The following is an 18,242-nucleotide window of genomic DNA, read 5'->3' on the forward strand; positions in this document are numbered from 1 at the left end:
TCACGCCTTGCCCGTCAAACGTGGCTTCGTTTTCCGGGCATCCTCGTAACACGAATGTGGTTCGGGTAGCGAAGGTTGGGGAACTTAGACTCATCATTCAGGGCGGTCAAGAGAAGTTCAGCGGTTCTGCAAAAATGCTCACTGCGGTACTTCTTTTCCGGTCTAGGTCATTGTGTTTGCGGCCTTGATCGGATTAAATAACGACAATGATTTAACCCACTTAAAACGGTGCCAACATGGATTACGCAACCGCCCGCCACAATATGGTGGAAAGCCAGATCAAACCGAACAGGGTCACCGATACCCTGATCATGGACGCGCTTGCCCAATTGCCGCGGGAACAATTTGTCCCCAAGGCAATGCAGGGGGTCGCCTACGTTGATGAAGCCATTGATATTGGCGAAGGTCGTCACCTGATGGAAGCCTGGGTGCTGGCCCGTCTCCTGCAAGCCGCAGAGGTTCAGTCCGATGATGTCGCCCTGTTGATTGGTTGTGGTTCGGGTTACGAAGCTGCCGTGCTTTCAACCATGGCCAGCACCGTCGTCGCCCTGGAATCAAATGAAGATCTGGCCAAACAGGCCAATGAGGTTTTGGCTGAATTGTCCATCGATACGGTCGCCGTCGTTGGCGGGGGACTGGCCCGGGGCTATTCCCGCCAGGCCCCTTATGATGTTATTTTTATCAACGGTGCGGTTTCGGCCATCCCTGAACGCTTCGGCGATCAGCTTGCCGAAGGCGGGCGTCTGGTTAGCATTGTCGGCCAAGGGGCTTTCGGCAGAGGAACGCTGATGACCCGTTTCGGCGATGTTGTCACCAGCCGGACTTTCTTCGACGCCAGCACCCCGACACTTCCCGGATTCGAGACGGATTCGGCCTTTTCCTTCTAGGCTCGCCGAACCAAAGAGCTCTAAGGCCAAGGCATTCTGTATGTCCGCAGAGTCCTGTTGACCTGTGTACGGCTATCTGGTCTTTATCTATACTTCTGTTTGTGACGGTTAAAGCCGGTCCGGGAGTAGTTTTAGCGATGCGTTTCTCATTGATTTTGGCGGGGTTGATTGTTGTCCTCGCTCATGCGCACGGGGCCCGGGCGCAAAGCCTTGAAGATGCCCTGGCTGCTGCATATGCCGGCAATCCGACACTACAGGCGAAACGGGCCGAGCTCAGGGCAACTGATGAAGGCGTCCCGCAAGCTCTGTCGGACTGGCGTCCCAGCCTGTCTGCCGAGGCTGCCAGCGGATACACCAATAACTACATCAATACCCGGAGCAGCAATCAAACCCAGCAACCGACGCCTCATTCAACAAGCCTGACCCTGTCCCAGCCCCTTTATAGCGGCGGTCAGACTCAGGCAGCCGTTGCTTCGGCCGAAAATGCGGTGCTTGCCGGTCGTGCGGAACTTGCCGGTATCGAACAAACGGTCTTGTTGGACGCTGTCAAGTCGTACGTCAATGTCTTCCGCGCCCAGGCTATATTGGAACTCAGGGTCAGTAACGAGCAGGTGCTCCGTCGCCAGTTAGAGGCGACAAGCGACCGTTTTGAAGTCGGTGAAATTACCCGTACCGATGTCCATCAGGCCGAAGCGCGACTCGCCAGAACCACTGCTGACAGGATTCAGGCCGAAGGCGATTTGGTGTCTAATCGCGCCACTTACCGTAACGTTATAGGTTCGACGCCGGAAAAACTGAACCGCCCGGTGATGGATTTAAACCTACCTGGCGATGCCAATGAGTCGGTCAAACTTGCTGTTGCCCAAAATCCGGATGTCCTCAGCGCCGAATTCGACGAACGCGCCTCCCGCGAAGATATTAAGGAAGTCAGGGGGGAATTGCTGCCGTCTCTGGACCTGGCCGGCTCTGCGTCCCGGTCGCTCAACGCCGCTTCCGAAAGAACCCGCACGGACAGTTACAGCGCCAAGCTGACACTGACCGTACCGCTTTATCAATCGGGATCGGTTTATTCGCGCCTTCGTGCTGCTCGTCAAACCGCGTCGCAAAGACGCCGCCAGATCGACACAGCCCGACGCGACGCCACAGAAATAGCCACACGCGCCTGGGAAAACCTGCAAACCAGCCGGGCCCGAATCCTGTCGCTCAATGCCCAGATCAAGGCCAGTGAAGTTGCCCTGGAAGGTGTGCAACGTGAAGCATCAGTCGGTTCGCGCACCGTACTTGACGTTCTTGACGCCGAACAGGAGTTGCTGGACGCCAAGGTCAACGTCGTCAGTGCAGAACGCGACGAGACCATTGCCATCTTTGAGCTGAAAAGCGCCATTGGTGAATTAACGGCCAGCCATTTATCGTTACCGGTTGAGGCTTATGATTCGACCTCTCATTACAACGAGGTGCGGCAAAAATGGTTCGGTGGCGGCATCAAAAATGATGAGCCAAAATAAGCTTCCCGTGAAGTAACGAAAAATAAAGAACTTTTCACAATATAATACGTTGGAAATAGATGTGCCTTTGCGGGTGGCATTCGGACGGCTTCTGAATTAGTCTTAAACGAATCCTGCGTAAAGATTCGTGAAGGATACCAAGGGGCTAATAGGGGTCTTCAATCGGGTGATGAAGAGATGAGCGAAGAAGGTCAGGAAGAAGCAGGCCAAGAGCCTTCGATGGAAGACATTCTGGCGTCCATTCGCCGGATTCTGTCGGAAGAGGAAGAAGAGGCAGAGGCAGGCGAAGCAGCCGCTCCGGAAGCTGAGGCTGAGCCGGAAGCCGAACCTGAAGCAGTACCAGAACCGGAACCGGAAGAAGAAGTGGATATGGCCGCCGCCATGGAAGAGGAGGCGCCTGAAGAAGAAATGGATATGGCCGCCGCCATGGAAGAGGCTGAACCGGAGCCGGAGCCTGAACCCGAAATCGAATTGGCCGAACCGGAGCCGGAACCCGAGCCGGAACCAGAACCAGCGCCGGAACCCGAACCCGAACCGATGGCGATGCCTGAGCCGACGGATGTTCTCGAACCGTCGCCACCACCGCCTCCACCACCACCACCACCGCCTCAACATACTGGCGATGATGTTCTGGAACTGACCGAGGCGATGATCGCCCCTGCTGATACCCTGCTTTCAGGGCAGACGGTTCAAATGTCGTCGGATGTGTTGTCTGAACTGGCTCGCGCCATCATGGATCGTCGCGAAATGGGGCTTGGCGACAAGGATGTGACGCTGGAAGGCATGGTCCGCGAGATGCTGCGTCCGTTGCTGCGTGAGTGGCTCGACCGCAACCTGCCTTACCTGATTGAACGTCTGGTCAAGAAAGAAATCGATAAAATGGTCAACCGGGCTGAAATGTTCGAAGACCTTTAAGCCATCATTTATGATAATTTTTAAAAACCGGGTGGCGGCAAGCTGCCCGGTTTTTTTGTTTATAGAAGGCGCTGTCGGTGCTATTGACCCCCTTCCTAAATTTTTAGACTGCAATAAAGAGCTTTGATGATGCTGGATAAGTCCTACAACCCCCAAGGGGTCGAACAAAAACACTACGAGGCGTGGGAAGAAAACGGCTCCTTCGCCTGTGGCCAGCGTCCTGACGCCGAGACCTACACCATCGTCATTCCGCCGCCCAATGTGACGGGTAACCTGCACATGGGCCACGCGCTCAATAATACGCTGCAGGACATTCTTGTTCGCTACAAACGCATGAAGGGTTTTGATGTGCTGTGGCAGCCGGGCACCGATCATGCCGGTATCGCCACCCAGATGGTCGTTGAACGCCAGATGGAAAAGGAAGGCCTGACCCGCCACGACCTTGGCCGTGACAAATTTATCGAGCGGGTGTGGAAGTGGAAGGCCGAATCCGGTGGATCGATCACTGGCCAGTTGCGCAGGCTTGGCGCATCGTGTGACTGGGCCCGGGAACGCTTCACCATGGACGATGGTTTGTCGGCTGCGGTGCGCAAGGTTTTTGTCGATCTGCACAAGCAGGGTTTGATCTACCGGGATCAACGTCTGGTCAACTGGGACCCGTTGCTGCATACGGCGATTTCCGATCTTGAGGTTGAACAGCGCGAAATCAACGGCAAGATGTGGTATGTCAAATACCCGATAGAGGGGCGCGACGGTGAGTTTATCAGCGTCGGCACAACAAGACCTGAAACCATGCTCGGCGACACCGGCGTCGCCGTCCATCCTGATGATGAACGCTACAAGGACTTAATCGGCAAGTTTTGCATCCTGCCGATTGTCGGGCGCAGAATTCCCATCGTTGCCGATGAATACGCTGACCCGGAAAAAGGTTCGGGAGCGGTCAAGATCACCCCGGCCCATGATTTCAACGATTTCGAGGTTGGCCGCAGGCAAGATCTTGAGGTCATCAATATTTTTGATCGCGATGCACGGATTAACGAAAACGCTCCCGATCACTTGCAGGGACTGGACCGGGCCGAGGCCCGTGACGTTGTCATTAAGGAGATTGAGGGTCTCGGTTTACTGGAAAAAATAGAAGACAACCTGATGACCATCCCCTACGGCGATCGCTCCGGTGTGATCATCGAGCCATGGCTCACGGACCAGTGGTTTGTCGATGCGGCGACACTGGCAAAACCTGCTATCGAAGCCGTCGAGCAGGGCAAAACCAAATTCGTGCCCCAGAACTGGGAAAAGACCTATTTTGAATGGATGCGCAATATCCAGCCCTGGTGTGTGTCCCGGCAAATTTGGTGGGGTCATCAAATCCCCGCCTGGTACGGCCCGGACGGGGAAATCTTTGTTGAACTGGACGAAGACGCCGCACAAGCCGCCGCCGACACCCATTACGGAAAAACCGTCGAGTTAAAGCGTGACGATGATGTTCTCGATACATGGTTTTCCTCCGCCCTGTGGCCGTTTTCGACCCTGGGCTGGCCCGAAGAAACACCGGAAGTTGCGCGTTATTATCAGACCGATGTGCTGGTCACCGGCTTTGATATTATTTTCTTCTGGGTTGCCCGGATGATGATGATGGGCTTGCATTTCATGGATGAAGTGCCGTTTCACACAGTCTATATCCACGCTCTTGTCCGCGACGAGAAGGGCCAGAAGATGTCCAAATCCAAGGGCAACGTCATGGACCCCCTTGATCTGATCGACAAGTTCGGTGCCGACGCCCTGCGTTTCACCCTGACCGCCTTTGCCGCTCAAGGGCGCGACGTCAAGATGTCGGAATCGCGGGTCGAAGGGTATCGTAACTTCTGCACCAAGCTGTGGAACGCGGCCCGCTTCGCCGAAATGAACGAATGCACTCCCGACCCGGATTTCGACCCCGCCGCCTGTAAGTTGACGCTCAACCGCTGGATTGTCGGCAAGACCGCCGAAGCTGCGGCGGCTGCCGAAGCAGGGTTGGAAAGTTACCGCTTCAACGATGTGGCGGGGGCTTTGTATCAGTTTACCTGGGGTGCCTTCTGCGATTGGCATCTGGAATTCGCCAAGCCGATCTTTCAGGGATCGGATGAAGCAGCCAAGGCCGAAACCCGCGCCGCCACCGCCTGGGCATTGGGGCAGGTATTACACATGCTGCACCCGATCATGCCGTTTATCACTGAGGAGTTGTGGCAATCGCAATATGCACCGGGTGACTCGTTGATGGGGTCGTCATGGCCGGACCTTTCGACCAGCCTGATTGACGCAGAAGCCGAAGCCGAAATGGACTGGGTCGTGCAATTAATTACCAAGGTTCGTGCTTTGCGTTCGGAAATGAATGTTTCGCCGGGTTCTAAAATTTCCATGTTGCTGAAAGACGCAAGTGACGTCACCAGGGCGCGCATGGAAACCCACAATGACATTTTGTCCACGCTGGCCCGCTTGTCTTCTCTGGATATTCTTGATGGCGAGGCCCCCAAGGGTGCGCTTCAGGATGTTCTGGGCGAAGCGACCATTGTCCTGCCGCTTGATGGCCTTGTTGACGTTGCCGATGAGACAGCCCGCCTTGAAAAGGAAATCGCCAGGCTGGAAATGGAAATCAGCAAGCACGACAAGAAACTGGCCAACAAGGGTTTCACCGACAAGGCCCCGGCCGCCGTCGTGGAAACCGAACGCCAGCGCCGGGCCGATGAAGCAGAGACCCTTATCAAAGTTTCAGAAGCACTGCAGCGGCTGAAGGAACTTTAGACACGGCAAAGGCAATATGAGCGCCTTTATCAAGAACTGTTTTGCATTGATAGCTGTCTTTGTTTTAATTAACGCCGAAGCTCATGGGGATCAGGTTGGTGTTCTCTAAAGCGGCCCGATTATTGACGCTCATGCCCATTATTCCCAGCCAGCCCGTAGCGTCTACCCGCCGCAAAAAGTAATTGAAAAATTTGATGCTGCCGGTGTCAAAGCCAACCTTGTCTTTTACCTGGCGCAATTATCAAAGAACAGACAGAAAATTCCCTCTATTTTATTGCCGTTGATGAACGTGAAACAGGTTCGTCCATGCATAGAGGAGAGCGGCTGATGAAAAAATATCCGTTAATGCCGAAGCGGTCCCCGGTCGTGAAAACGCCAGCATCCGTCATACTTGTTGGATTCGCAATTGCCATATTACTGACCGTTCAGGCTTGTTCTGGAATAACTGATATGAATGCGGACGTCAGGTATGCGCCATCCGGACACAACGACAGCGCCCTATCAATGGAAGGCGGGTTCGACGCCTACCTTGGCCGGACAAAATCCATGATTTCGCGTGCCCGGGTTTTTGAAGACCCGAAACAACGACAACAGGAAATCGAATTTAACGCACCGTTTGAAATTCATCCAGATCCGGTCCAGTGCGCCAATCGGCCGCGGCATGGCGTGCTGGTAGTGCATGGATTGTCAGGCTCTCCGGCCAGTTGGCGGGACCTGTCAGAAGAAATAGCGCAAAACTGTTATCACGTCAGGGCCATCCTGCTGCCGGGACATGGAACCCGACCAGGCGATTTGATCAATGTTACCCACGATCAATGGTTGCTATCGACCCGTCAGGCGGTCCGACAAATGAGTAGCGAAGTCGATCAGCTATATGTTGCCGGTTTTTCCATGGGGGCCACAATTGGGACGTTGTTGGCATATGAGGGAGAGCCCATTGATGGCTTGATTCTGTTATCGCCCGCCTTCCAGGCATTTTCCGGATTGCAATTTCTGGCCACCTGGTTGGAACCGTTCATGAATTGGGTTCACCGTGAACCCGGGGAAATGCCGGGCAGATACAGTACTGTTGCGGTCAGTGCAGCTGCGGAATTTCATCGCCTGACCAAAAGGCTGTCGGATATAGGCCGTGAAGATGCCGAGCTTTCGATTCCTGTATACATGGCGGTCACTTCGGATGATTCAGTGATCGATGTTCCTTTTGCCTTGCGCGCGTATGATGAGTTTTTGACATCCCCTCATAAACAGATGTTGTTAATAGGGAATCCTGAGGACACCGAAAAATTGCTGAAAAACCATCATGATTACCAGATCACAAAGCTTCCCAGTTCTATACCCGATCAGGGGATTTTAAAATTTTCCCATATGGCAATGCCCTTTTCGCCGGGTAATCCCGCTTATGGACGCAACGGCATCAGGTCGTGCGGGGACTATTCCGAGGGTTCAAAGGATCATAATTTATGTCTGGCCGCGACGGATATCTATTACACCAACGTGCGCCTGGAAGATAAGTCTCCCAATCACTTCAAACTTACCTTCAACCCGTATTTTGATGTGCTGTCAGGACAGATCGTCGAATTCCTTGATCGTGTCAGTCAAGACAAGGCAACACTTCGGCACCGCGTTTTGTAAGGGGGATAATCACTCAAGTCGTTTCGGGTTCCATCTCAATCGCACCGCATGGACATTCTGTTGCGCACAGGCCGCAGCCCTTGCAGAAGTCGTAAATGAATTCAAAGCGTTTGCCTGGCCCCAGCTTTTTGACCGCGTTGTCGGGGCAGACCCCGTAACAGTTATCGCATTCAAAGCAATTGCCGCAGGACAGGCAGCGCCGCGCCTCGAACAGGGCGTTGTCTTCATTCAGGTCTCCGATCACTTCATCGAAACTGGTTTGGCGGCGAATGATGTTGAGTTCTGGCTGCACAGAGGCCGGCGCGTTGTCGTAATACCAGGTGTTGAGGTTTTCATATTCAGCCAGTTTGCCGGTTTCCGGCTTTTCAAAAACGCCACCGTTCAGCCATGCATCAATGTGCCGGGCCGCTTTTTTGCCGTGCCCGACGGCGACGGTAACGGTGCGTTCAGACGGCACCATATCACCACCGGCGAACAGGCCGGGGTAGCCTGTCATCATGGACGCGTCCACATCGACGACGCCGTCCCCGGCGATGACAACGCCCGGCACTTTTTCCAAAAACGAGGTATCGACGTCTTGTCCAAGAGCCAGAATAAGGGTGTCGGCTTCAAGGGTTTCGATTTCACCGGTCGGTTGCGGACGACCGTCTTCATCAATTTCCATTCTCTCGACGGTGAACGTGGTCTCGTCAATTTGCTTGATGGTGCGTAGCCAGTGGATCAGTACCCCTTCCTCTTCGGCCTCAGAGGCTTCAAAGTCATGGGCGGGCATTTCCTTGCGCGAACGCCGGTAAACAATCATCGCCTCGTCGACTCCCAGACGCTTGGCCGTGCGGGCCGCGTCCATGGCTGTGTTGCCGCCGCCATAGACGATCACCCGGCGTCCAAGTTTGGGTGGCTCCTCACCAACTTCCATGTCGCGCAGGATGCTGGCAGCATCAAGGATTTTACCGGCGGCGTGGGCCGGAATGTCGATGCGCTTGGCGAGATGGGCGCCAACGGCGATGAAAACCGCATCAAAGCCTTCCGCTTGGAAGGCGAGCGGAATATCATCGACCTTGCAGTCCAACTGCATCTCGACACCCATATCGACGATGCGCTGAATTTCTTTATCAAGAATATCACGTGGCAGCCGGTACTTGGGAATGCCGAAACGCATCATGCCACCGGCCATCGGTCCGGCCTCGCGAATGGTGACGCTGTGTCCAAGGGTTCGCAGATGATAGGCCGCCGATAATCCGCTTGGACCGGCGCCAACGATCAGCACCCGCTTTCCTGTCGAATGATGATCAAATTCCGGTGCCCAGCCGTTCTTTATTGCCTGATCGCCAAGGAAACGCTCGACCGCATGAATGGCGACGGGTTCGTCAAGGGTGGCCCGGTTGCAGGCGCCCTCGCAGGGATGATAACAGACCCGCCCCATCACCGCTGGCATCGGGTTGTCTTTCATCAGTATTTGCCAGGCCTTGTGATAGTCGCCTTCCTCGGCATGGTAGAGCCAGCCCTGAATGTTCTCGCCGGCCGGGCAAGTGCTGTTGCAAGGAGGCAGGCGATCCAGATAGACCGGTTTAAGGGTCCGCCACGAGCCGGTGTGATTGGCCAGCGAGGTGCCGGGGTCAAGGGTAATGGCGAAGGGTAACGGCTTGCTCATGACGGCGTCTCCCCATCAAGCAACCCAAAGCGCTCGATGTTGTGGTCGGCCATGGCCTGAATGGCGTCGATGCTGTCTTGATCCTTATCATCCTTGGCGAACAGATGGGCGAAGCGCTTTTGCATTTTCAGATAGTCTTCGACCTGCACCTGGCGGCGAATTTTGCAGACGTTTGTCAGCGCGCCGTGTTCGGCTTCAAACAACGGAAACAAGCCACTCTCGACAGCCATTCTGGCGACGCTGATGGTCGCATCCGATGCCGACCCCCACCCTAAGGGACAAGGCACCATAATGTGGATGTAGCGAGAGCCCGATATATCCATCGCCTTTGTCACCTTGGCTTCAAGATCGTGAAGGTCGGCAACACTGGCCGTCGCCACATAAGGAATGTTATGGGCCATGGCGATCAGTGGCAGGTTTTTGCCGGTGCCAAAAACGTTGCCCGGGGCGTCACCAATGGCTTGCGTGGTCGCCGTGCGGGCTGTCGGCGGTGTGGCGCTTGATCGCTGAACACCGGTATTCATGTAGGCTTCGTTGTCGTAACAGATATAGAGCACATCATCATTGCGCTCGAACATTCCCGACAGGCAGCCAAAGCCGATGTCGGTGGTGCCGCCGTCACCGCCCTGGGCGACGACCTTGACATCTTTGCGACCCTTGACCCGAAGGGCCGCAGCAACGCCGGTTGCGACGGCTGGGGCATTGCCAAAAAGTGAATGCAGCCACGGCAGCTGCCATGATGTTTCCGGATACGGGGTGGTGAAGACTTCCAGACAGCCAGTGGCGTTGACGGCGACAAGTTGACCGTCTGTTGCGCGCATGGCCGCATCAAGGGCGTAGCGAGCACCCAGCGCCTCGCCGCAACCCTGACAGGCCCTGTGGCCTGATGTTATGGCGTTCGAGCGATCCATGCTGGCCTGCACGGTCCGCCGGGCGTCATCAAGCAACCGGTTGCCAACGGTGTGGGTGCCGGTTTGATAGAATTTGACGGGCTGGCTTTTCTGATCTGTCATTTTTTTATCCCGCCTGCTTTTTGGCGCAGAATATTTTCAGCCTTCGGGCCGGAACGCCGCGTCCTGCGGGCGCGAACGATTTCATGTTCGACGGCGCTGTGGTCAAGGTCGAGGAACTGAAGATCGGGCAAGCGGTCTTCCCCGGCAGCCTCGAAGACTTCCTGTAATGATGTCATGGTGATGGTCCGGCCACCCAGACCGGCAATCACCGTATAGACCGGAAGCGTTACCCCGCGCAGGGCCATGCGAACGTTGGAAGCGACGACCCCACCCAGACCCGGGGCCAGGCTTTTCTCGATAACCACGACACGCTTTGCATTCTTCAGGGCGTCTTGCAATTCATCAAGCGGGAAGGGTCTGAACGAACAGATGCTGACGGAGCCGATAGCGGTCCCGTCCTCACGCATGGTGTCGATAACTTCCTTGATGGTGCCATTAACCGAACCAAGCGCCACGACGATGGTTTCTGCATCTTCGGTTTTGTACTGATGAATAAGGCCACCTGATTCCCGCCCGAACACCTGCCTGAAGACATTGCCGATTTCCGGGATCAGTTTCAGCGCCTGTAGTTGGGTGTCGTTGGCCAGATAGCGAACTTCGGTGAAGGCTTCCGGGCCAACCATGGCGCCGATGGAGTAGGGGTCATCGGGATCGAGCATTTGTACCGGATCAAAGGCGGGCAGAAAGGCATCGACATCTTGCTGGCTTGGCATGTCGAGGCGTTCGTAGGCGTGAGTCAGGATGAACCCGTCCATGCAAACCATAACCGGGCAGCTTAGTTCTTCCGCCAGCCGGAAAGCCTGAATGTGCAGGTCGAGGGCTTCCTGATTGGTTTCGGCGTACAGTTGAATCCAACCCGCGTCGCGCATGGACATGCTGTCGGAATGATCATTCCAGATGTTGATGGGCGCACCGATGGCCCGGTTGCCGATGGTCATGACGATGGGCAGGCCCAGTCCGGCGGTGTTGTAGACGGCCTCGGCCATAAACAGTAGACCCTGACTGGCTGTCGCCGTATAGGTTCTGGCCCCGGCAGCAGACGCGCCGATGGCGACGGAAAGGGCCGCGAATTCGGACTCGACGTTGATGAATTCACAATTCTCGAGGCTACCGTCCTTGACCAGCGCACCGACTCCCTCGACGATGTGGGTCTGGGGCGTAATCGGATAGGCACAGACGACTTCCGGTCTACACAGGGCCACGGCCTGGGCGACGGCCTCTGATCCTTCCATTTGTTTCAACATGACTTCTAGGCCTCCCTGGCCAGATCGAAGGCTTCGCGGGCTGCGGCAATATTGGCTTCACCGATGGGCCCCGGGAATTTCTCGGTAATGGCTTTGGCCACCGCGTCCATGTGTAATTGCCCCGAAATGGCGGCGAACGCGCCAAGCAGGACAGCGTTGGGAACGGCACGCCCCACGTGTTTCATGGCCAGTTCCGTGGCCCCGATATGACAGACATGATGGGGTGGGAATTTTGCCACGTAATCCAAAATGCCCAGATCATCGAAACTGCGGGCTGAATTAATGACGATGAAACCACCCGGTTTTAAGCCCTGAAAAACGTCGATGGAATGCAGCAGGGTGGTGTCCTGAATGATCAGGGCGTCGGGCTCCATGATCGGTTCGCGCAGGCGGATTTCCTTGTCATCTATACGGCAGAACGAGACCACCGGCGCGCCCATGCGTTCCGAACCGAAGCTCGGAAATGCCTGTGCGTGCTTGCCTTCGATGAAGGCCGCCACGGACATCAGTTCGGCGGCAGTGACGACGCCTTGTCCGCCCCTGCCGTGGATGCGTATCTGGAAAATATCAACCTCCCGATTGCCTCAAAAAAGCATGTTCGGTTCCATGGTCAATCTATCATTGGCGTATCAGGCTTTCCTTGATATTGATCAACGTCTTATTTCTGTTCCTGATTGGGGGCGTCACTTATGGTTACACGACCGATTGCTGAAAAAGCCTGGTTGCCCGATGATAGTCGGGCCGTTATTGCCGATCTGGAGGGGCCGCTGATGGCAGGCTCCTTCGATGATATCGACGCCCGCGTTATGGACTTGATCGACAGTCACGAACGCCACATGGATGTTGAAACCATCGGCCTGAATGCCGGAACGAATGTTATGAACCCGCGTGCCGCGGCACTGCTAGGGCGTTCACTTGGCAATCGACCCAGTCTGGGCTTTCCCGGCGATAAATACGAAATGGGAATGCAACATGCCGAAAAGCTGGAAATAACCTGTGAGTCGCTGGTTAAAAAACTGTTCGAGGCGCCATTTGCCGAAATCAGGGTGCCTTCAGGTGCCATCGCCAACCTGTACACCTTCATGGCGACGTGCAAAGCCGGTGACGCGATTATGGCGTTCCCCGGTGAAATGGGTGGCCACGTTACCCATCACAGTGCCGGATGTGCGGGCCTTTACGGGCTCGATATCCATCCCGTTCCCTATGACGCCGCCCGCATGACCATTGATCTGGAGCGCCTGGCCAAGGAAGCCCGACGCATTAAACCGAAGCTGATCACCCTGGCCGGGTCGTTGTGCCTGTTTCCCTATCCGGTCGCCGAGGTGCGCGCTATTGCAGATGAGGTCGGGGCGTATGTGCTTTACGACGCCGCCCACATGGGTGGCATGATCGCCGGCAAGCGCTTTCAGGACCCGCTAAGGGAAGGCGCCCACCTGATGACCATGTCCACGTACAAAGCGTTCGGTGGTCCTCCCTCGGGATTACTTGTCTCGGCCGATGAAGAATTGGCCCGGCGCATTGACGCCATCGCCTTTCCCGGCATGACCGCCAATTTTGATTTGGGCAAGACGGCGGCGTTGTTGATGAGCGTCCTTGATTTGCTGGAATATGGCGAAACCTATGCCGATACCTGTCTTTCAAATGCGAAAAGTTTGGCCAAAGCGCTTGAGGCCGAAGGGTTTGCCGTTCACGGTGTTGACGGGCAGGGGCATACGCAAAGTCACCACCTGGCCCTGCACGCAGCTCCCTTGGGCGGCGGCCAGGCGGCATCAAAAAGACTGGCCGAAGCCAACATCCTGCTCTGTGGCATTGGCCTGCCCATTGATCCGGTGGAAGGCGACCTCAACGGTATTCGTATCGGCACCCAGGAGATCACCCGTCAGGGCATGGGGGCAAATGCCATGGCCGAAATTGCCCGTCTGATGGCGCGTCTCTGGCTGCACGGGGAGCGCGCCGAGGCTGTGCGCAAGGACGTTATCGATTTCCGGCGTGGGTACCAGGAATTGGTGTTTGTGAGATAGGCTTTGTTATTCCATTGAACATGGACTCCTCCAATGGTTTAAGTTTAGAATTCCTCTAACTAGTGAGGAGCAGTTCCGACCTAGCCTGCAAATCACCACGAGCCATAACACGCGCTGGGTCAATTCCGGGGGAGGTTCACATGGCTATTTTTATTGTCCAAGGCTGCTATTCCCAAGCGTCGATTATCGGCATGATCAACAAACCCGAAGACCGTTCTATCGCCGTCGCCAAACTGGCGAAAGCCGTTGGTGGGAAATTACTGGATTATTACGTCACTTTTGGTGAGTACGATTTCACCGTCATTATTGAAGGCGGTCGGGGAAAAAGTGAAGCCGATATGATGGCGGCGTCGATGGCGGCCGCAGCGTCGGGCGGGGTCACCAACCTTAAGACCACGGTCGGCATCAGATCAAAAGATTCCATGAAAGCCATGCGCGCGGCCAAGAAGGTGCTTAAAGGGTTTAGTGCTGCTGGCTCTGGCTAGGTGCAGCCTGCGCTTAGCTGATCCCAATTTCGTGGGCGTAATAAATCACATCCATTTCTGGCGGGGTGATGCTGGCCTGCGTCAACATGGTGTGGACTTGGCCGCGGTGGTGGGTTTGGTGATTGAACAGGGTTGCCAGGATCATCCAGACCGTGTTTTGGCCGGCGGTGCCAGCAATTGAGTGATAGTCGATGCTGGCCTGCAAGTCATCTTCGCTCATGCCCGCGACAAGGTCGATAAGGGCCATGTCTTCGGCCTTGCGGGCGCTGGCCAGTTCCTGAAAATCGTCATGCAGAATATCGGTCAGGCCGTTAATGTCGACTGGAGTTTCTTTGATGCGACCGGTCCACAATTGGTCAACCAGCAGCAGATGATTGAGTGTCGCGTGGATGGAACCAAAGAAGGCCTTGCGGTCTTGGCGGTAGGCGGCGTCCGGTAGTTCGGCGACGCAATCATAAATACGGCCGTTGGCCCATTTATTGAAACCGGCAAGGGTCGGGAAGGTGTTCACTAGTTGGCCAGATCTCTGGAAATTATGTAGTGGCCGTCGGTAAAGCCGTCGAAAATTTCATCGGCGTTGGGATGGGATACCGGTTCACCAGATTCGTCGGGCAGCAGGTTCTGTTCTGAAACATAGGCGATGTACGGGCCTTCCTCGTTCTCCGCCAACAGGTGGTAGAACGGCTGGTCCTTTTTCGGACGCACGTCTACAGGGATGGAAAGCCACCATTCTTCGTCATTATCAAATACCGGGTCGACATCAAAAATAGCGCCACGAAACGGATAGATGCGGTGGCGCACAAGCTCACCGATGCGGTAGCGGGCAGTTTTGATGGGTGTCTCGTTGTGGTTCATGTTTTTGTCTTCTGGTTCAGAATTGCTTAGCGGGCAATTAATCTGGGTGCGGGACTTCCTTTTGGCAAGCCCCGGAGTCCATAATATCGGGTATTCTGTTTTTTCATAGGTACTAAAGGCTTTTTGATTGCACCATCATGAATACAACCCCTGAAAAACTAACCCCCCCGAGACCCGGGGACTTTGGCCTTAAAGAGGCTGATGTGCAAAGTGAAAGCCTTGAGACGATTAAAATGGGCGACCTCGCCATTCCCAAACGATTATCCCCGGCTGCTAACTGGGGTTTGGGTCTAAGTGTGGCCGTGCCGTTGGCGGTATGGACGTTATATGGGCTTATCACCCGCATTGATTCACTGGCTTTGGGCATGACTCTCGGGCTGCTGGCGGGGATTATTGTTTTCCAGCTTGCCGTATCGGTGGTGCCGCTTTCCATTGATGTTGCCTTGCATGGCGTTGGTTTGCTGGTTGATGAAGTCGGCGCACACTTCAGTGAAAAGGCACGCGCCAAAATCGCCTACCGTAAGGCCTGGAAGGCTTACCGGAATGAGCTGGCCCGGGGAGGTTTTGATCGGTAATAAGAGATTTTGATCGGTAATAAACAGTAAACGGCTTGTGTGTTATCTTCGTTGGAAGATTGACAAGAAGGAATACTGAACGTGGCTGTTGTCGAACTAAGGGAAGATGATGATGATCTGGCGACCCCACAGGCCGGGGGTCCGCCAGAGCTGCCTGACTTTGAGGACAGCAACCCGCCACCCGATAATAATGCCCACCCTTCACCCGAACAACGGGCCGACTTCGTCGTCAAACGTCTTGAGCAGTTTATCCGCGAAGGACGCACCATTGCCGAGGGCATGTCGCTCAGACAATGGATGGATATGGCCCGCTTTGAAATCGCCAACGCCCTGATGGCGGCTGAAAATGCCCAGCACGATGACGAAGCTGTCTCCAAACGGCTTTTGTTCACCGTCGCAGCCTCCCTTACGACCATCGGTTTCTGGGGGGTGCTTTTCGCCTATGACAAAGTGCAGTATCTGGTCGTTGCCATTATCTTTGGCATCACCGGTATCATTCTTTTGGCCATCGTCGGTGAATGGCGGTTGATGAAATACTTCCGCCGCCATCAGGCGCGCCAGCGCGAAAAATCCTTACACCGGGTCGAAGATCTGACCCGCCGGATCAAGCGCATGGAAAAAGAACTTAAAGAGGAATCCCACGCCCTGCAAAGCAAATTGAAGCGAAATTACGACCGGGCGCGCGAGGATATCCTTAATAATCTTGAGGATAAAGCGTCTTAAAAGGGCTTTAAAGAGCGGCCGGTCAGCACTATTGTGCCCGAAACGTCACCCGCTTCTTTAAAGGATTTAAGATCATGCCCGAACTTCGCTCACGCACTTCCACACATGGCCGCAATATGGCGGGCGCTCGCGGGTTGTGGCGCGCAACCGGTATGACCGATGATGATTTCGGCAAGCCGATTATCGCCGTCGTCAACTCGTTCACCCAGTTCGTGCCGGGACATGTTCACTTAAAAGACCTGGGCCAGATGGTCGCCCGCGATATCGAGGCCGCAGGTGGTGTCGCCAAAGAGTTTAACACCATCGCCGTCGATGATGGCATCGCTATGGGACATGACGGCATGTTGTATTCGCTGCCCAGCCGCGAAATCATTGCCGATTCGGTGGAATACATGGTCAATGCCCACTGCGCTGACGCCATGGTCTGTATTTCCAACTGTGACAAGATCACACCGGGTATGTTGATGGCGTCCATGCGCACAAACATCCCGACGGTGATGATTTCAGGTGGCCCCATGGAAGCGGGCAAGATCAATATTGACGGCAAGGACCAGTCGATCAATCTGGTCGACGCCATGATCAGGGGTGCCAATCCTGATGTCTCGGACGAAGAAGCCCTTGAATTTGAACGCTCAAGCTGTCCGACTTGCGGTTCGTGTTCGGGCATGTTCACGGCCAATTCCATGAATTGTCTGGCCGAAGCGTTGGGAATGGCATTGCCGGGCAATGGCTCACTGCTGGCCACACATGCGGACCGGGAAGCCCTGTTTCACAAGGCAGGGGCTTTGATTGTCGATATCACCAAACGCTACTACGACGACGACGACGAAAGCGTTCTGCCGCGCGCCATGGGCTCTTTAAAAGGGTTCGAGAACGCCATGACTGTCGACATCGCCATGGGCGGATCAACCAACACAGTGCTGCACTTGTTGGCGATTGCCCAGGAAGCAGAGTGTGATTTCACCTTGAAGGATATGGACCGGTTGTCGCGCAAGGTGCCGCATCTGTGCAAGGTCGCGCCGTCCCATCCGGACTACCACATGGAAGATGTTCACCGGGCTGGCGGCATCATCGCCATCATGGGCGAGCTTGAGAGGGCCGGGCTCATTCACCGCGATGTGCCCAGCGTCCACGGCGGCATGATCGGCGACGTTATTGATGCCTGGGATGTTGGCCGCAGCAATTCCGAAGAGGTCAGGGATTTCTACCGTGACGGACCGGGCGGGGTGATCACCACCGAAGCCTTCAGTCAAAACAAGAAGTACGACACTCTGGATATGGACAGGGAAGGGGGCTGTATCCGTGATGTGGCTAATCCATATAGCACTGAAGGCGGACTGGCTGTGCTCTATGGCAACATCGCCGAAGACGGCTGCGTCGTCAAAACCGCTGGTGTCGATGAAAGCTGCTACACGTTTTCGGGCACAGCATTCGTCGTCGACAGTCAGGACGAGGCGATCGCCAAAATCATGGGTGGAGAAGTCAAGGAAGGCCATGTGGTTGTCATTCGCTACGAAGGGCCCAAGGGCGGGCCGGGCATGCAGGAAATGCTGTATCCGACCAGTTACCTTAAATCTATGGGCCTGGGCGCGGCCTGTGCATTGCTCACCGACGGCAGGTTCTCAGGCGCGACATCGGGGCTTTCGGTCGGTCATGTGTCACCGGAAGCTGCTGCGGGCGGGGCTATCGGCCTGATTGAGGCCGGCGACACCATCGAATTCGATATCCCTAACCGTTCGGTCAATCTGAAAATTTCCGACGACGACCTGAGCAAACGCCGTGAAGCCATGGACGCCCAAGGCAAGGATGGCTGGAAGCCCAATCGCACCCGTGTCGTCTCGCAGGCGCTCCGGGCCTACGCCGCCCTCGCCACATCAGCCGACAGGGGTGCGGTGCGCGATGTCAGCCAGGTCGAAGGGTAATGGTCGACCTGAATAAGGGGCTTGAGCTACATAAAG

The 18,242-nt window shown here is 55.4% G+C and carries 16 protein-coding genes; 10 read left to right on the forward strand and 6 right to left on the reverse strand.

Annotated elements, in window-relative coordinates:
• Window positions 1-236 precede the first annotated feature (236 nt).
• The 5 genes from HOL66_03390 (at window position 237) to HOL66_03410 (ending at window position 7,717) form a co-directional block, all read left to right on the forward strand.
• Complete coding sequence (locus HOL66_03390) at window positions 237-887, forward strand: protein-L-isoaspartate O-methyltransferase (GenBank protein MBT5243268.1); 651 nt, start codon at window positions 237-239, stop codon at window positions 885-887.
• Window positions 888-1,024: 137 nt separating this feature from the next.
• On the forward strand, window positions 1,025-2,392 hold the full coding sequence (locus HOL66_03395; GenBank protein MBT5243269.1) for a TolC family outer membrane protein: 1,368 nt from the start codon (window positions 1,025-1,027) through the stop codon (window positions 2,390-2,392).
• A gap of 219 nt (window positions 2,393-2,611) precedes the next feature.
• Entirely contained in the window at window positions 2,612-3,307 is a 696-nt protein-coding gene (locus tag HOL66_03400; protein ID MBT5243270.1) for a DUF2497 domain-containing protein, read from the forward strand.
• A 123-nt stretch (window positions 3,308-3,430) separates the two neighbouring features.
• Window positions 3,431-6,085: a valine--tRNA ligase gene (locus HOL66_03405; protein ID MBT5243271.1), complete on the forward strand. Its 2,655-nt coding sequence runs from the start codon at window positions 3,431-3,433 to the stop codon at window positions 6,083-6,085.
• A gap of 450 nt (window positions 6,086-6,535) precedes the next feature.
• On the forward strand, window positions 6,536-7,717 hold the full coding sequence (locus HOL66_03410) for an alpha/beta fold hydrolase (GenBank protein MBT5243272.1): 1,182 nt from the start codon (window positions 6,536-6,538) through the stop codon (window positions 7,715-7,717).
• A gap of 13 nt (window positions 7,718-7,730) precedes the next feature.
• Here HOL66_03410 and HOL66_03415 read toward each other — a convergent pair whose 3' ends face one another.
• The 4 genes from HOL66_03415 to HOL66_03430 are packed head-to-tail and all read right to left on the reverse strand — an operon-like array spanning window position 7,731 to window position 12,191.
• Window positions 7,731-9,368 carry an NAD(P)-binding protein gene (locus tag HOL66_03415; protein MBT5243273.1) on the reverse strand — a complete coding sequence of 546 codons (1,638 nt, stop codon included), beginning with the start codon at window positions 9,366-9,368 and terminating at the stop codon, window positions 7,731-7,733.
• Window positions 9,365-10,381, reverse strand: a complete 1,017-nt coding sequence (locus tag HOL66_03420) for a pyruvate ferredoxin oxidoreductase (GenBank protein MBT5243274.1) — start codon at window positions 10,379-10,381, stop codon at window positions 9,365-9,367. The genes HOL66_03415 and HOL66_03420 overlap by 4 nt, the downstream gene beginning before the upstream one ends.
• Window positions 10,378-11,625: a pyruvate ferredoxin oxidoreductase gene (gene porA, locus HOL66_03425; protein MBT5243275.1), complete on the reverse strand. Its 1,248-nt coding sequence runs from the start codon at window positions 11,623-11,625 to the stop codon at window positions 10,378-10,380. The genes HOL66_03420 and porA overlap by 4 nt, the downstream gene beginning before the upstream one ends.
• A gap of 5 nt (window positions 11,626-11,630) precedes the next feature.
• Complete coding sequence (locus tag HOL66_03430; protein ID MBT5243276.1) at window positions 11,631-12,191, reverse strand: 2-oxoacid:acceptor oxidoreductase; 561 nt, start codon at window positions 12,189-12,191, stop codon at window positions 11,631-11,633.
• 123 nt (window positions 12,192-12,314) lie between these two features.
• Here HOL66_03430 and HOL66_03435 point away from each other — a divergent pair, with 123 nt between their 5' ends.
• Window positions 12,315-13,646, forward strand: a complete 1,332-nt coding sequence (locus HOL66_03435) for an aminotransferase class I/II-fold pyridoxal phosphate-dependent enzyme (GenBank protein MBT5243277.1) — start codon at window positions 12,315-12,317, stop codon at window positions 13,644-13,646.
• A 140-nt stretch (window positions 13,647-13,786) separates the two neighbouring features.
• On the forward strand, window positions 13,787-14,131 hold the full coding sequence (locus tag HOL66_03440) for a GYD domain-containing protein (GenBank protein ID MBT5243278.1): 345 nt from the start codon (window positions 13,787-13,789) through the stop codon (window positions 14,129-14,131).
• 13 nt (window positions 14,132-14,144) lie between these two features.
• Here HOL66_03440 and HOL66_03445 read toward each other — a convergent pair whose 3' ends face one another.
• Both HOL66_03445 and hspQ read right to left on the reverse strand, forming a co-directional pair.
• Window positions 14,145-14,642, reverse strand: a complete 498-nt coding sequence (locus HOL66_03445) for a damage-inducible protein DinB (protein MBT5243279.1) — start codon at window positions 14,640-14,642, stop codon at window positions 14,145-14,147.
• On the reverse strand, window positions 14,642-14,986 hold the full coding sequence (hspQ, locus tag HOL66_03450) for a heat shock protein HspQ (GenBank protein MBT5243280.1): 345 nt from the start codon (window positions 14,984-14,986) through the stop codon (window positions 14,642-14,644). Before hspQ ends, HOL66_03445 begins: the two co-directional genes overlap by 1 nt.
• 137 nt (window positions 14,987-15,123) lie before the next feature.
• On the opposite strand from hspQ, the gene HOL66_03455 reads away from it, so the two are divergent.
• The 3 genes from HOL66_03455 (at window position 15,124) to ilvD (ending at window position 18,206) form a co-directional block, all read left to right on the forward strand.
• On the forward strand, window positions 15,124-15,561 hold the full coding sequence (locus HOL66_03455; protein MBT5243281.1) for a hypothetical protein: 438 nt from the start codon (window positions 15,124-15,126) through the stop codon (window positions 15,559-15,561).
• A gap of 81 nt (window positions 15,562-15,642) precedes the next feature.
• The gene (locus tag HOL66_03460) at window positions 15,643-16,284 is read left to right on the forward strand and encodes a hypothetical protein (GenBank protein ID MBT5243282.1); all 642 of its coding nucleotides are present in this window, start codon (window positions 15,643-15,645) and stop codon (window positions 16,282-16,284) included.
• A gap of 74 nt (window positions 16,285-16,358) precedes the next feature.
• Window positions 16,359-18,206, forward strand: coding sequence for a dihydroxy-acid dehydratase (ilvD, locus tag HOL66_03465; GenBank protein MBT5243283.1), 1,848 nt, complete (start codon window positions 16,359-16,361; stop codon window positions 18,204-18,206).
• Window positions 18,207-18,242: the final 36 nt, after the last annotated feature.

It is taken from the genome of Rhodospirillaceae bacterium (genome assembly GCA_018662005.1).
Taxonomy (GTDB): domain Bacteria; phylum Pseudomonadota; class Alphaproteobacteria; order Rhodospirillales; family JABHCV01; genus JACNJU01.

Bases quoted from the DNA above. Each gene is read 5' to 3' on its own strand.
- HOL66_03390 (MBT5243268.1), top strand. From the start codon at position 237: ATGGATTACGCAACCGCCCGCCACAATATGGTGGAAAGCCAGATCAAA.
- HOL66_03395 (MBT5243269.1), top strand. From the start codon at position 1,025: ATGCGTTTCTCATTGATTTTGGCGGGGTTGATTGTTGTCCTCGCTCAT.
- HOL66_03400 (MBT5243270.1), top strand. From the start codon at position 2,612: ATGGAAGACATTCTGGCGTCCATTCGCCGGATTCTGTCGGAAGAGGAA.
- HOL66_03410 (MBT5243272.1), top strand. From the start codon at position 6,536: ATGAATGCGGACGTCAGGTATGCGCCATCCGGACACAACGACAGCGCC.
- HOL66_03415 (MBT5243273.1), bottom strand. From the start codon at position 9,368: ATGAGCAAGCCGTTACCCTTCGCCATTACCCTTGACCCCGGCACCTCG.
- HOL66_03420 (MBT5243274.1), bottom strand. From the start codon at position 10,381: ATGACAGATCAGAAAAGCCAGCCCGTCAAATTCTATCAAACCGGCACC.
- porA (MBT5243275.1), bottom strand. From the start codon at position 11,625: ATGTTGAAACAAATGGAAGGATCAGAGGCCGTCGCCCAGGCCGTGGCC.
- HOL66_03435 (MBT5243277.1), top strand. From the start codon at position 12,315: ATGGTTACACGACCGATTGCTGAAAAAGCCTGGTTGCCCGATGATAGT.
- HOL66_03440 (MBT5243278.1), top strand. From the start codon at position 13,787: ATGGCTATTTTTATTGTCCAAGGCTGCTATTCCCAAGCGTCGATTATC.
- hspQ (MBT5243280.1), bottom strand. From the start codon at position 14,986: ATGAACCACAACGAGACACCCATCAAAACTGCCCGCTACCGCATCGGT.
- HOL66_03455 (MBT5243281.1), top strand. From the start codon at position 15,124: ATGAATACAACCCCTGAAAAACTAACCCCCCCGAGACCCGGGGACTTT.
- ilvD (MBT5243283.1), top strand. From the start codon at position 16,359: ATGCCCGAACTTCGCTCACGCACTTCCACACATGGCCGCAATATGGCG.